The following is a 13591-nucleotide window of genomic DNA, read 5'->3' as shown; positions in this document are numbered from 1 at the left end:
TGCTTGTTGCACTGCATTGGCGTGCGGCACACCTGGATGAAGGGCTAGATGAGGCAGAGTTTTCGCTCTCGCAGCGCGTACAGCGTGTGGCGGAGATGACAGAATTTAAGTTTGACACAATCCGCAAGCTCACCGCCCTGCTGGCAACAGATTCGCGCATTGTTGCGGCTCTAAAAGGCGAGGGCGACCTTGCAGAATGCACCCGCTATCTGCAAAGTGTTGGCGACACCCTGCGGCTGCACCGCGCATTTCTGCTTGATACAAAGGGCATCTGCGTTGCCTCCAACGATGCCAACCTTGCCAACAATCTGCTTGGCGTCAATCTGTCTGACCGCGAATACTTTATTCGCGCCATGCGTGGCGAAAGTGCCGCACAGTTTGTGGTGGGGCGTGTTTCTACCATACCCGGTTTCCATTTTTCTGCGCCGGTCAAGGGGCCAGATGGTTATCTGGGCGTAGTGGTTCTCAAGCTCGACACAGACACCCTTGCCCAGCAGCTCTATTTGCCCACCGGCTTTGTTACCGACAGCGCGGGTGTGGTGGTGGTTTCAGACACGCCAGAAAACATGCTGCGCGTTGTTCCTGGTGGCTCTGCCGCGCTGCTTGATCCTTTACAGTGCAGATTGCGCTATCAGCGCGAACGGCTTGATTCTGTTTATCTGAGCGAAGTGCCCATGGACAGGCACAAGGCCTGGCTGCTCCGCCCCGATGGCAAGCCTCACCTCTGCAAGAGTACAAGCATTGGCAAGGAGGGGCTTAGCGTATACGGCTTTGAAAGCCTTGCCCCGCTGCTGAGCGAGACGGCTGAATCCTTTATGGTGCATCTGTTCACTGCATTTGTGTTTCTGATTATGGGTTTTGCAGTTATGATTGGTACTGCCGTAAACCTGCTGCGCGATAGATACCTGCGAGGAGCGCTAGAAAAACTTAACGATACGTTGCGGGTTCAGGCCCAGCACGATTCGTTGACAGGGCTGCTCAACCGCAGAATGTTTGATGAAATGGCCGAAGCGTGGTTTGCCCAAACCCTCAGGCTGGGCGTGCCTTTTTCGCTGGTGCTCTTTGACATCGACCATTTCAAGAGGCTCAACGATGCCTTTGGGCATCAGGCTGGCGACAATGTGCTGCGCGAAATCGCGGCCTGTGTGCAAAATGTGCTTTCCCGGCAGGGCGACAGGGTATTCCGCATCGGGGGCGAAGAGTTTGCTGTTCTGGCCAGCGCCGCCAATGAGACCCAGTTGCGCCTTGTTATGGAACTGATCCGTAAAACGGTGGAAGAAAGGCGTCTTCAGCACCCCGACAGCGCGGGGGCCGTGGTTACGGTCTCGCTGGGGGGGCTGCTTGTGCGCGGCTGCTGTGACATGACATTTACAGAGGCCTTTAGAAAATCGGACGAAGCCCTGTACAACGCCAAGGCCCGTGGGCGTAACTGCTGGGTGCTGTCTGACGACTGCTGCCAACCTGCGGCCCCGGCAAAGAGCAGGCCTGCATGATCGGGCGAAAGCACGGCGTTGGCCGGGGTATTTTTTAGAAACTGCGGTGGCGGTAAGCCTGCCGCTTTTCCGCTTTCCTGTCTGCCCGATTGCCGCGACTGCCCACGACTGCCCGATTGCCGCGACTGCCCGATTGCCGCGATTACCCGCTACTGCGCGATTATCCGCGACTGCGCGATTATCCGCGACTGCGCGATTATCCGCTACTGCGCGATTATCCGCGACTGCGCGATTATCCGCGACTGCCCGATTGCCAGCCTGGTGCGCGGCGAGCAGCAGCAAGAGGGGTGTTTTTTGTTTGCTATTGACTTTGAATTTCATTTTCATACAATATGCCTGTTGCCCGCATTTGGGCTGAATCTTATACGGCCTCAATGGCGTAAGGAGCACAGGCACATATGTTCAACCGTTTTGGAACCACGCAAGATATGATGATCCAGACAGTTCAGGAAAATGGAACCGAAGTTGTGCTGGCCATAGACAGCAGGGGGCTGTACCTCACCACGGCGCAGTTTGTGGGCCGCCCCATTGCCGACCGCAACCGCTACAGTGCAGCCCGCCAGGGGGCAGAGCAGCGGATTGCGGCCCTTGGGCTTGATGCGCCGGGCTTGCTGGCGGCCAATCAGCACCGCATTCAGGTTGAAACGGTATCCGCAAAAAAGGTCAATCCGCTCAAGGCCTCCAAGCGCGGAGCCAAGGGGTAGGCAAGCCCGTATTTATCAGCACCGTTGTGGCCCTGCCCGCCACGTATGGGGCCACGCACACCGCCCGTAGCACTACCGTCTGCCATCATCTGGCTGTCGGATCTGCTGCGGGCGGTTTTCCATCTGTTTTGCCCCTGCGTCACTGCTGCGTTGCTGCAAGGATTTTTGAGCGCGTCATAACCTTGCGCCGTGTGTACTTTTTTCGTAGGCTTTATTCATGACGAAAACACGCGAGATTTATATCTGCTCTTCCTGTGGTTCACAAACCATGCAATGGCGCGGGCAATGCCCAAACTGCCACGAATGGAATACCCTGCAAGCGGCGGTGCAGCCCAAATCTGCCCCCGGCGGCAACCGGCCCCGCCAGGTAATGGATCCCTCCAGCCGGCCCATCCCCCTGCGTGATGTGCAGGATGCGGGGCATGAACCGTATGGCAGCGGGCTCAAGGCCCTCGACCGCGTGCTGGGCAAGGGCCTTGTACCGGGAGCGGCCATTCTTGTGGGCGGCGAGCCGGGTATAGGCAAATCAACCCTGCTGCTTCAGGTGGCGGGGCTGGTGGCAGCACAGGGCAAGCGCGTGCTCTACGCCAGCGGCGAGGAATCGCTGCCGCAGATCAAGGGCCGCGCCGAGCGCCTTGGCATGCTAGAGCCCAACTTGCTGGCCATTGCCACCTCGCGCGTGGAGGATGTGCTTGAAGCAGCCAATGCCGCACCGCCTGCCCTGCTGGTGGTGGATTCGGTGCAGACCCTTACGAGTATCGAGGCCGATGGTCTGCCCGGCAACGTAAGCCAGGTGCGGGCTGTGGCCACGGCCCTGCTGGAGGCCTGCCGCCGCCTTTCGTGTACCCTCATTCTTGTGGGGCACGTTACCAAGGACGGCGTGCTGGCTGGCCCACGGCTGCTTGAGCACATGGTGGACACGGTTATTTCGCTTGAGGGCGACCGCCGTCAGATGTTCCGCCTGCTGCGCGTGTTCAAAAACCGCTTTGGCCCCAACGAAGAGCTGCTGGTTTTTCGCATGGAAGAAACCGGCATGCAGATTGTGGACGACCCTTCCACGTTTTTTCTGGGCCAGCGCGACCCCTCGCTTTCGGGCACTGCGGTGGTTATGGCCGTGGACGGCCAGCGCCCGTTGGCCGTAGAGGTGCAGGCTCTTGTTTCGCGCACATTTTTGAGTATTCCGCGCCGCGCCGCCCTGGGCTTTGATGTGGGGCGGCTGCATCTGCTGCTGGCCGTGCTGGAAAAAAGACTCAAGCTCAATTTTGCCCAGGTGGATATTTACGCCAAGGTGGGCGGCGGCATGAAGCTGAGCGAGCCGGGACTTGATCTCGCGCTGGTGGCCGCCGTGCTTTCGTCGTACTATGATGTTCCCATGCCGGAAAAAAGCGTGCTTTGGGGCGAGGTGGATCTCAACGGGCAGGTACGGCCCGTGTCTGCCCAGGAACTGCGCCTCACCCAGGCGCGGCGGCTTGGCTTTGACCCCATTGTGCATCCTGCGGTGGAGCAGGGCGGTATCAGTACCATTGCCGCGTTACAGCAGCGACTTTTTCATCGTAAATAAAGGTGGCGGGTATGGGCCTTGAAATTGAGCGCAAATATCTGCATATAGATTTGCAAAGCCTGCGTCAGAAGCTTGTCGATTGCGGGGCACATTGCCTTGGCGCGCATTTTGAAAGCAACTGGGTGTACGACACGGCAGAAGGCGGGCTGGTAGGCGGCGGCCAGCTGTTGCGCCTGCGCACCCAGCAATGGCGCGACAAAACCCGCCATCTGCTCACGCTCAAGCTGCCCGCCACACACAATGGTGGCTTCAAGATGCGCGAAGAGCGCGAAACAGAAGTGGCCGACGGCGCTGTTATGCACAGTATTCTTGAGGGCCTGGGCTATCGTGTGGCGGCACGGTACGAAAAAATTCGCGAGCCCTGGCATATGGATACCGTGGAAGTGGAGCTGGACATACTGCCCTTTGCCGAAGTGGTGGAACTTGAAGGCCGCGCGCAGGATATAGAATCGGTCGAACGGCGTCTGAACCTTGACAATGCCGAAATAAGCACCAAAAGTTATCATGAGCTGCACCAGGAATGGCTGCGGCAAAATCACAAGCCCGCGCAGCTTTCCTTTGTGTTTGGCGAAGCGCAAAGTGAGCGCTGGCGCAGGGAGCTTGGCCTGACGGATCGGCCCGCCGCCAATCCGGCTTCAACGCGGCAGAGCTGAAACGTCTTGGGAGCCATAAATGTCTTTTATTCCTGACAATCAAACTGGCGGCGAAAGCCGCGTAATTGTGGAAAAGAAACTTAAAGAGCCGGATCGCTACCGGGTTCTGCTGCACAACGACGACTACACAAGCATGGAGTTTGTGGTTTCGATATTGTGCGGAATCTTCCACAAAACAGCCGAAGAAGCCACGGCCATCATGCTGGCGGTACACCAGCGCGGAGTTGGCCAGTGCGGCGAGTATACCCTTGAAATAGCCGAAGCCAAGGTTCGGCGCGTTCACAATACGGCCCGGGCGGCTGGGTATCCCCTTAAATGCACCATGGAAAAAATCCATTGAGATAAGCCTATGTTGAGTAAAAATGTTCAGTTGGTCATTCGGGACGCCCTCATGGAAGCCCACCGGCGACGGCATGATCTGTTGACTGTGGAGCATGTGCTCTTTGCGCTGACCAACAGCATGAAGGGGCGCATCATTCTTGAGGGCAGCGGGGCAAGCGTGCCTGTGCTGCGCGAGCAGCTTGAGGAATTTTTCAACAAGGAACTGGAACCTGTCTCGCTGGCAGAAAAACACGAGGTCGCGCAGACAGACAGCGTGCAGCGCGTGCTTGAACGCGCCCTTGCGCATATCCGTTCTGCCGGGCGAGATGCCGTAGAGCTTGGCGATCTGCTCATTTCCATTATGGATGAGGAAGAAAGCTACGCGCATTTTTATCTGCGCAAGCAGGGCATTGAACGCCTTGATGTGCTCACCTTCATTTCGCACGGTTTTGATGAAGGCGCAGGCTCGCGCGGGGTGGAAGCCGGGGCAGAGGCTGGAGAAAACGGCGAGGCCAAGGCCGACCCGCTGGCCCAGTACACGGTAGAGCTTACGGCCCGCGCCCGCGAGGGCAAGATTGATCCCCTGGTGGGGCGCGTGGCTGAACTTGACCGCGCCGTAGAGGTGCTGTGCCGCCGCCGCAAAAACAACCCGCTGTTTGTGGGCGACCCCGGCGTTGGCAAAACCGCGTTGGCCGAGGGCCTTGCACTGCGCATTGTGGAAGGCAACATCCCCGACATGTTTGCCAAAACAAAACTTTATGCGCTTGATATGGGCCTTTTGCTGGCAGGCACGCGTTACCGGGGCGACTTTGAGGGCCGCCTCAAGGCCGTGGTGCAAAAGCTCAAGGAACAGCCCGACTGCATCCTGTTTATTGACGAAATCCACACCATCGTGGGCGCTGGTTCCACCTCTGGCGGCTCGCTTGACGCCTCAAATCTGCTCAAGCCCGTGCTTGCCAATGGCGAAATCCGCTGCATCGGTTCCACCACCTACGAGGAATACCGCAACCATTTTGAAAAAGACCGGGCGCTGGCCCGCCGGTTTCAGCGCATCGACCTCACCGAACCCACGGCAGAGGAATGCCTGGGCATTCTTGAAGGGCTTGAGCCGCGCTATGCGGAATACCACCGCGTGCGCTACAGCCCTGCGGCTCTCAAGGCCATGGTTGACCTCACTTCGCGCCACGTGCGCGACCGCCTGCTGCCCGACAAGGCCATTGACGTGCTGGACGAAACCGGCGCTGCCGTGCGGCTGGGCCGTGGTGTAACGCCCGCTGCAAAAACGGGCAAAAAGAGCGCCAAGGACGCCCCCCTTGTGGGCGTGCCCGATGTGGAACGCATTGTGGCCCGCATGGCGGGCATACCTGTGCGCACTGTTTCGGGCAAGGAACGCAACAAGCTGGCAACACTTGAGAAAGACCTCAAGAGCCTTGTGTTTGGGCAGGATAAAGCCATAGAACTGACCGTGCGCGCCATTTTGCGCGCCCGCGCCGGTCTTGGGCAGGAGCAGCGCCCGGCAGGGGCCTTCCTGTTCTACGGGCCCACGGGCGTGGGCAAGACAGAGGTGGCCCGCAGCCTGGCCAAGCTCATGGGCGTGGAATTTTTGCGCTACGACATGAGCGAATACATGGAAAAGCACTCTGTTTCGCGGCTTATCGGTGCGCCTCCTGGCTATGTGGGCTTTGATCAGGGCGGGCTCATGACCGAGGCGGTGCGCAAGGCCCCGTATTCTGTGGTGCTGCTCGACGAAGTGGAAAAGGCCCACCCGGATGTTTTCAACGTGCTGCTTCAGGTGATGGATTACGCCACGCTGACGGACAACACGGGCCGCAAAACGGACTTTTCGCACGTTATCCTTATCATGACCTCCAATGCCGGGGCATTTGAAATGTCGCGGCCCGCCATGGGTTTTGGCGGCACGGCCCCGCAGGATGCGGCACACAAGGGCCTTAAGGCGGTAGAAAATACCTTCAGTCCCGAATTCCGCAACCGGCTCGATGCCCTGGTTCCCTTTGGCAGCCTTACCGAGCCCATGATGCTGCGCATTGTGGACAAGTTTGTGGCCGAAATCCGCACCAGCCTTGAACACCGTGGTGTCACGCTCTCGCTGGCAGATAGCGCCCGCAAGTGGCTGGCCCGCAAGGGCTTTGACCCCGCCATGGGCGCGCGCCCCCTGCGCCGCCTGCTGCGCACCGAGCTGGAAGACCGGCTGGCCCATGAGCTGCTGTTTGGCGCGCTCAAAAAGGGCGGCACAGCGAGGCTGGGCCTCAAGGACGAACAGCTGGTTCTGGAGCACGCGGCCAGCGCGCCCAAAAGCCGCAAGCCCGTGCCAGTAGACGCCTGATAAACCGCTGCAAGGCGGGCCGGAACCGTAGCCCTGTGCGGCGGTTCCGGCCCGTTTGCGTTGCGGTTGTTTCTGTTGTTATCCACTGCTTTCAGCACATCTCCAAATGCTGCTCTGTCGGCAAAGGGAGCCATGATCGGGGCATTTACGGCACTTGCCTCTCAATTTCCGCCGCCAGAATCAGCCCGTGACGACGGTTTGCTGTGCATGGGCGGCGATCTGCGGCCAGAACGCCTGATCGCAGCCTACAGCCGTGGAATTTTTCCCTGGTATTCGCAGGGTGTGCCCATACTCTGGTGGTCGCCCGATCCCCGGTGCGTCATGCCGCTTGAGGGCTTTCGCCTGCCTGCGCGCAGTGCCCGCAAGCTGCGTCTTCACCCCTTTGAGCTGACTCACAACGCCGCTTTCGGCCGTGTTATCCGCGCTTGCGCCGCTCCGCGCGACAAGGAGGGCGGAACCTGGATTATCGACGATATGATGCGCGCCTACGAAGATTTGCACGCCCTGGGGTACGCCCATTCCATCGAGGCCTGGCACGATGGCGAGCTTGTGGGCGGGCTGTATGGCGTGGCGCTTGGGCGGGCTTTTTTTGGCGAGTCCATGTTCCACACCATGGCAGAGGCTTCGCGTGCGGCGCTGGCCGGGCTGGTGGCACTGTTGCGCCAGCGCGGGGCAACCCTGCTTGATTGTCAGCAGGAAACGCCGCACATTATGCGCATGGGCGGGCTTATGCTGCCGCGCGCCGAGTTTCAGGCCGAGCTTGCGCGGGCCCTTGCCCCGCAAACGCAAACAGGCGCTGCGCCTGGGAGCGCAACGCCTGAAATGGATGGGGCCGGGGGGCTGTTTCCGTGGTTGCCCTGGGGGCTTGTGTACAGCTATTCCCCGTCAGAAGGCTTTTGGCTGGCCAGATCGTAAAAACCGTGGGCCGCGAATGACAGCGGGTAGTCGCGCACCGCATCAAAGCGGATAAAGCCCGTTGTTTTGCCTTCGCCAATACCGGCCAGCGGCGCAACGCCAAAGGGCACGGGCAGATCGAGCGGGCAGACCGTGATTTTTTCAATCTGGTCGGCATAGCGTTTTTCAAGGTATTCAACCAGCTCGTGGCTTTCTTCGGCGGTAAAGGATTCAAGCACGCAGCGCAGAGCGGCTTCTTCGGTAGCGCCCTGCAACACTTCTGCCGGAACAGAAGGATCAACAGGAGCCACAAGGCCAAGACCCTTTATGGCATCCAGCTCGTCATCGGTGGCACCGGGGCGGAAAATCTGCACGTCCACGTGGCGGCAGCCCTTGAAGGTGCTGAGGGTGGCGGCCACAATGAAAACGCGGTCGATGGGCAGATCTATCTGAGAAGGTACGAAGATTTTTTCCATGGCAATTCCCGTTCGTTATTGATGTAATCCTGTCCTCTTACTCCAAAACGCAATATTATGGAAGATAATCAGGTCATCCCTTTCAGCCTTGAAACGGCGTACACCCCCACGGGCGACCAGCCCACGGCCATTAACGCCCTTGTGGACAATATTCAGGCCGGGGTTCCCTCGCAGGTTTTGCTGGGCGTTACCGGTTCTGGCAAAACATTCAGCATGGCCAATGTCATTGCCCGCTGTAATCGCCCGGCATTGGTGCTTGCGCCCAATAAAACCCTTGCCGCCCAGCTGTACGGCGAGTTTCGCGCGCTGTTTCCGCGCAATGCTGTAGAATATTTTGTCAGCTATTACGATTATTATCAGCCAGAGGCCTATGTTCCCGCCTCTGACACCTATATTGAAAAAGATTCGTCCATCAACGACAACATCGACAAGCTGCGCCATGCCGCCACCCACGCCCTGCTGACCCGGCGCGACGTTATCATTGTGGCCTCGGTTTCGTGCATCTACGGCCTTGGCTCGCCAGAATACTACGCCAAGATGGTTATTCCCGTTGAGGTGGGGCAGCATTTTCCCATGGACAAGCTCATCACCCGGCTGGTGGAAGTACACTACGAGCGCAATGACTACGACTTTCACCGTGGCACGTTTCGCGTGCGGGGCGATGCGCTTGAAATTATTCCCGCCTACCACCACGAGCGGGCACTGCGGCTGGAATTTTTTGGCGATGATATCGACCTCATGCGCGAGATCGACCCCCTCACTGGCGAGGTGCTGGCCGATGTGAGCAAAACCGTGCTGTACCCCGCAAGCCACTTTGTTTCGGCGCAGGATAACCTCAAGCGCGCGGCCAGTGATATTCGCGATGAACTGACGGCGCGGCTTGTGTATTTCAAGGAGCACGGCCAGCTTGTGGAGGCCCAGCGCCTGGAGCAGCGTACACAGCTTGACCTTGAAATGATTGAAGAACTGGGCTACTGCAACGGTATCGAAAACTACACCCGGCATCTCGATGGCCGCAAACCGGGCGAGCCGCCCTCGTGCCTGCTCAACTACTTTCCCGAAGATTTTCTGCTTTTTGTGGACGAATCGCACATTACCATTCCGCAGGTGGGCGGCATGTACAAAGGCGACCGTTCGCGCAAGCAGACTCTTGTGGATTATGGTTTTCGTCTGCCCTCGGCGCTGGATAACCGCCCCCTCCAGTTCAACGAGTTCACAAATCTGCTCAATCAGGTGGTTTACGTGTCGGCCACGCCCGGCAAGTACGAGCTGGACCAGGCCCAGGGCATTGTGGCAGAGCAGATTATCCGGCCCACGGGCCTTGTGGATCCGGTGGTGGAGGTGCGGCCCACCAAGGGGCAGATGGAAAATCTGCTCGGCGAGTGCCGGGGCAAGGTGACGCTGGGCGAGAGGGTGCTTGTCACCACCCTTACCAAGCGCATGGCCGAAGACCTCACCGAATACTGCTGCAACATGGGTGTGCGGGCGCGCTATCTGCATTCGGACATCGACACACTTGAGCGCATGCAGATTATCCGCGCCCTGCGGCTGGGAGAATTTGACGTGCTGGTGGGCATCAACCTGCTGCGTGAGGGGCTGGATATTCCCGAAGTGTCGCTGGTCTGTATTCTGGATGCCGACAAGGAGGGCTTTTTGCGCTCCACAGGCTCGCTTATTCAGACATTTGGGCGCGCCGCCCGTAATGCGCAGGGCAAGGTGATTCTGTATGCCGACAAGATTACCGACTCCATGCGTGCCGCCATGGGCGAAACCGAGCGCCGCCGCGCCAAACAGTCGGCCTACAACACAGAGCACGGCATCACGCCCACCAGTACCCGCAAATCGCTTGAATCCCCACTTGATAGCCTGTATGTGGAGGATGGCGGCGGACGCGGGCGCGGCAAGGGCAAGGGCAAACAGCGCGAGGCCGATGCCGTGCCGCTCACAGCCGAGGATACCGCCGTGCTCGTTGCCAAGCTTGAAAAAGAGATGCGGCAGGCTGCGCGCGATCTGGAATTTGAACAGGCCGCCGAGCTGCGCGACCGTATCCGCGTTTTACGGGCCAGGCTTATTGCCATGCCCGAATAGACCGGGGCACGTGCCCCGGTGATCAGAGCCGTCTTTTACTGCCAGGGGCAAGTCTGAGCGCCCGGCAGAGCGCAAGGCGGCTGACCATCAAAAAGGTTTTTTCATGTCACAGAATTCTCGTCACGGCAGGCAGGAGCAGAACAGCCTCTTTGCCACCGCGCCCACTGGCGGCCCCAGCAGTGAGGAGCGCACCCGCGCCCGCTGGCTGGCCGCCGAGCTGGAGCGACACAACTATCTGTACCATTCGCTGGACGCGCCGGAAATTTCGGACGACCAGTTCGACGCGCTGTTTCACGAACTGGCCGCGCTGGAAGACCGCTGGCCAGAGCTGCGTTCTGCCCATTCGCCCACCTTGCGTGTGGGCGGCAAGCTGCTGGACGGCCTTGCCAAAAAAGCCCACACCCGCCAGATGTACGGTCTGGACAACGTGTTTTCTGTCGAAGAGTGGCGCGATTTTGTGGATCGCATGCGCCGTGCGTGGGATGTGGAGCTCAACGGCCCCCTGCCGCAGGCCTTTTGGTGTGATCCCAAAATGGACGGGCTGGCGCTGGAAATCATCTATATAAATGGCGTGTTGCAGGAAGCTCTCACCCGTGGCGACGGCGAGGTGGGCGAAGTTGTCACCGAGGCCGTGCGCACCATCCGCACCGTACCGCTGCGGCTCAGAGGCGAGGGGCCTTTTCCCGCGCGGCTTGAGGTGCGCGGCGAAGTGGTGATGTACAAAAAGGATTTTGACGCTCTCAACGCGCGGCAGGAATCGCTGGGGCAAAAAACTTTTGCCAATCCGCGCAATGCCGCCGCCGGGACCCTGCGTCAGCTCGATATTTCGGTTACGGAATCGCGCCCGCTGCGTTTTCTGGCCTACAGCCTGGGTGATGCGCAGTGGGCCCCGGCCCAGCCCTGCCGCCTGCATTCCGAGCTCATGGCCCAGCTGAAGGACTACGGCTTTCTCACGCCGCCAAACGGCACGCTGTGCGCAACACCCCAGGATGTGGAAGAATACGTAAACTGGGTGCGCGAGAGCAGGCCAGATTTTGCCATGGAAATTGACGGCGCTGTGGCCAAGCAGGACAACCTTGAAGCGCAGGAAGCGCTGGGCTTTACGGCGCGTGCGCCGCGCTTTGCCGTGGCTTTCAAGTTTCCGGCCATGCAGGCGCAAACCCTGCTTGAAGGCATAGAAATTCAGGTGGGGCGCACGGGTGCGCTCACGCCCGTGGCCATGCTTGCTCCGGTGGCCGTGGGCGGGGTGATGGTATCACGCGCAACCCTGCACAACGAGGACGAAATCCGCGCGCGCGACGTGCGTGTGGGCGATACCGTGATTGTGCAGCGCGCGGGCGACGTCATACCCGAGGTGGTCGGCCCGGTGCTGGACAAACGTCCTGCGGGTGCGGAGCCGTACCAGTTTCCCCGCACCTGTCCGGCCTGTGGGCAGCCCGTGTACCGTGAGGAAGGCGAGGCCGCCTGGCGCTGCGAAAATCTGGCTTGTCCGGCCATTCGGCTGCGCTCCATTACCCACTTTGTTTCAAAGGCCGGTCTTGATATTCAGGGCGTGGGGCAAAAGTGGATAGAGCAGCTTGTGACCAGCGGGCGCGTGCAGTCGCCAGCCGACCTGTTCAGCCTCAGCGTGCAGGAACTGCTGGGCTTTGAACGCATGGGCGAGGTGCTGGCCCAAAAGTTTGTGGACGCGCTGGAAAACGCCCGCCATACCGCAACGCTGCAAAGGCTCATCAGCGCCCTTGGCATCCGCCATGTGGGCGAGCAGACGGCCCGCACCCTGGCCGCGCGGTTTGCCGATCTGGACGAGCTAGAAAACGCCACGGTGGAGAGCCTGCTGACCCTGCCCGATGTGGGGCCGGAGGTGGCCTCATCCATTCGTAATTTTTTTGACAGCCCTGCCAACCGCGAGCAGCTGGCGCGGCTCAAGGAAAATGGCCCGTGGCCCACAGGAGTAGATGCCGGGCAAGGGGCGCAACCTCTTGCCGAGGGGCCGCTGGCGGGTAAAACCATTCTTTTTACGGGCACGCTCAGCGTGCCGCGCGGCACGGCGCAAAAGTGGGCAGAGGCCGCCGGGGCCATTCCGCTGGGGTCGGTGAGCAAAAAGCTCAACTACCTGGTGGCGGGTGAAAAGGCGGGCAGCAAGCTTGATAAGGCACGCGACCTTGGCGTAACTGTGCTGGACGAAACGGAATTTACAAACCTGTTGCGTGAATCCGGCATCAAGCCGGAATGACGGAAACGGAGAAGCTATGAGCACTTCAATTATCGTGGTTGGGGCCAGCGGGCGCATGGGCAAGACCATCAGCGGGCTTGTGGAAGCCGACCCGCAGTTCACCCTCGCGGGGCTGGTGGACAGCCCGGAGCGCATTGCCGCTCTTGCGGGTGCAGCCTGCCCGGTTTCCGACAGTCTTGCGGCCCTGCTGCCCAAGGTTCCTGGCGCGGTGGTCATTGATTTTACGGCCCCGTCGGTCAGCCTGCAATCGGCCAGGGCCGTGGCCCAGACCGGCAACGCCCTTGTGATCGGAACCACTGGTTTTACCGATGAGGAAAAGGACGAACTGCGCACCCTTGCCGCCAAGGCCCCCATTTTCTGGGCCTCGAACATGAGCATTGGCGTAAACGTGCTGCTCAACATTCTGCCCCAGCTCACCAGGGCACTTGGCGAGGATTATGATATTGAAATGGTCGAGCTGCACCACAACCGCAAAAAGGACAGCCCCAGCGGCACGGCCCTGACCCTTGGCGAATGCCTTGCAGAAGCCCGCGACTGGAAGCTCAACGATGTGCGCTGCTCTGCCCGCGATGGCATCATTGGCGCGCGTCCCAAGAAAGAAATTGGCATTCAGGCAATTCGCGGCGGCGATGTGGTGGGCGTGCATACCGTGTACTTTATGGGGCCAGGGGAACGTATCGAAGTGACCCACCAGGCCCATTCGCGCGAAAATTTTGCGCGCGGCGCCATCCGCGCGGCGGGCTGGATGGCAGGGCAGAAGCCCGGCAAGCTCTACAGCATGCAGGACGTGATCAAGGACATTTAGCGGCTGAACCGCAGGCTTT

Annotated in this window: 11 protein-coding genes; 10 read left to right on the top strand and 1 reads right to left on the bottom strand. The window is 59.9% G+C overall.

What is annotated here, in order from left to right; all coding sequences use genetic code 11:
- Window positions 1-95: 95 nt before the first annotated feature.
- The 7 genes from ACE3NW_RS05375 to aat all read left to right on the top strand — a co-directional run bounded on the left by ACE3NW_RS05375 (window position 96) and on the right by aat (window position 7991).
- A complete protein-coding gene (locus ACE3NW_RS05375) occupies window positions 96-1493 on the top strand; it encodes a diguanylate cyclase (RefSeq protein ID WP_374281159.1) in 1398 nt (465 codons plus the stop codon).
- A gap of 398 nt (window positions 1494-1891) precedes the next feature.
- Complete coding sequence (locus ACE3NW_RS05370; RefSeq protein WP_374281157.1) at window positions 1892-2197, top strand: hypothetical protein; 306 nt, start codon at window positions 1892-1894, stop codon at window positions 2195-2197.
- 217 nt (window positions 2198-2414) lie between these two features.
- Window positions 2415-3758 carry a DNA repair protein RadA gene (radA, locus tag ACE3NW_RS05365; protein ID WP_374281155.1) on the top strand — a complete coding sequence of 448 codons (1344 nt, stop codon included), beginning with the start codon at window positions 2415-2417 and terminating at the stop codon, window positions 3756-3758.
- Between the two features lie 11 nt (window positions 3759-3769).
- A complete protein-coding gene (locus tag ACE3NW_RS05360) occupies window positions 3770-4411 on the top strand; it encodes a class IV adenylate cyclase (RefSeq protein WP_374281153.1) in 642 nt (213 codons plus the stop codon).
- 19 nt (window positions 4412-4430) lie between these two features.
- Window positions 4431-4751 (top strand): ATP-dependent Clp protease adaptor ClpS, encoded by a 321-nt coding sequence (locus tag ACE3NW_RS05355; protein ID WP_374281151.1) that lies wholly within the window; start codon window positions 4431-4433, stop codon window positions 4749-4751.
- A gap of 9 nt (window positions 4752-4760) precedes the next feature.
- Entirely contained in the window at window positions 4761-7076 is a 2316-nt protein-coding gene (gene clpA / locus ACE3NW_RS05350) for an ATP-dependent Clp protease ATP-binding subunit ClpA (RefSeq protein ID WP_374281149.1), read from the top strand.
- 132 nt (window positions 7077-7208) lie between these two features.
- On the top strand, window positions 7209-7991 hold the full coding sequence (gene aat / locus ACE3NW_RS05345) for a leucyl/phenylalanyl-tRNA--protein transferase (protein WP_374281146.1): 783 nt from the start codon (window positions 7209-7211) through the stop codon (window positions 7989-7991).
- On the opposite strand, the gene ACE3NW_RS05340 is transcribed toward aat, so the two are convergent.
- Complete coding sequence (locus ACE3NW_RS05340; RefSeq protein ID WP_374281144.1) at window positions 7952-8446, bottom strand: hypothetical protein; 495 nt, start codon at window positions 8444-8446, stop codon at window positions 7952-7954. The genes aat and ACE3NW_RS05340 overlap by 40 nt on opposite strands.
- A 57-nt stretch (window positions 8447-8503) precedes the next feature.
- On the opposite strand from ACE3NW_RS05340, the gene uvrB reads away from it, so the two are divergent.
- The 3 genes from uvrB (at window position 8504) to dapB (ending at window position 13572) form a co-directional block, all read left to right on the top strand.
- Window positions 8504-10534 carry an excinuclease ABC subunit UvrB gene (gene uvrB, locus ACE3NW_RS05335; RefSeq protein ID WP_374281142.1) on the top strand — a complete coding sequence of 677 codons (2031 nt, stop codon included), beginning with the start codon at window positions 8504-8506 and terminating at the stop codon, window positions 10532-10534.
- A 103-nt stretch (window positions 10535-10637) separates the two neighbouring features.
- A complete protein-coding gene (gene ligA, locus ACE3NW_RS05330) occupies window positions 10638-12767 on the top strand; it encodes an NAD-dependent DNA ligase LigA (RefSeq protein ID WP_374281140.1) in 2130 nt (709 codons plus the stop codon).
- Between the two features lie 16 nt (window positions 12768-12783).
- Window positions 12784-13572 (top strand): 4-hydroxy-tetrahydrodipicolinate reductase, encoded by a 789-nt coding sequence (gene dapB / locus ACE3NW_RS05325; RefSeq protein WP_374281138.1) that lies wholly within the window; start codon window positions 12784-12786, stop codon window positions 13570-13572.
- Window positions 13573-13591: the final 19 nt, after the last annotated feature.

The organism is Desulfovibrio sp. (assembly GCF_041907885.1).
Lineage (GTDB): Bacteria > Desulfobacterota > Desulfovibrionia > Desulfovibrionales > Desulfovibrionaceae > Desulfovibrio.
This window is presented reverse-complemented; position numbering and strand designations above follow the sequence as displayed.

Excerpts from the sequence above, each read along its gene's own strand:
- ACE3NW_RS05375 (WP_374281159.1), top strand. The coding sequence starts at position 96 with ATGACAGAATTTAAGTTTGACACAATCCGCAAGCTCACCGCCCTGCTG.
- ACE3NW_RS05370 (WP_374281157.1), top strand. The coding sequence starts at position 1,892 with ATGTTCAACCGTTTTGGAACCACGCAAGATATGATGATCCAGACAGTT.
- radA (WP_374281155.1), top strand. The coding sequence starts at position 2,415 with ATGACGAAAACACGCGAGATTTATATCTGCTCTTCCTGTGGTTCACAA.
- ACE3NW_RS05360 (WP_374281153.1), top strand. The coding sequence starts at position 3,770 with ATGGGCCTTGAAATTGAGCGCAAATATCTGCATATAGATTTGCAAAGC.
- ACE3NW_RS05355 (WP_374281151.1), top strand. The coding sequence starts at position 4,431 with ATGTCTTTTATTCCTGACAATCAAACTGGCGGCGAAAGCCGCGTAATT.
- clpA (WP_374281149.1), top strand. The coding sequence starts at position 4,761 with ATGTTGAGTAAAAATGTTCAGTTGGTCATTCGGGACGCCCTCATGGAA.
- aat (WP_374281146.1), top strand. The coding sequence starts at position 7,209 with ATGATCGGGGCATTTACGGCACTTGCCTCTCAATTTCCGCCGCCAGAA.
- ACE3NW_RS05340 (WP_374281144.1), bottom strand. The coding sequence starts at position 8,446 with ATGGAAAAAATCTTCGTACCTTCTCAGATAGATCTGCCCATCGACCGC.
- uvrB (WP_374281142.1), top strand. The coding sequence starts at position 8,504 with ATGGAAGATAATCAGGTCATCCCTTTCAGCCTTGAAACGGCGTACACC.
- ligA (WP_374281140.1), top strand. The coding sequence starts at position 10,638 with ATGTCACAGAATTCTCGTCACGGCAGGCAGGAGCAGAACAGCCTCTTT.
- dapB (WP_374281138.1), top strand. The coding sequence starts at position 12,784 with ATGAGCACTTCAATTATCGTGGTTGGGGCCAGCGGGCGCATGGGCAAG.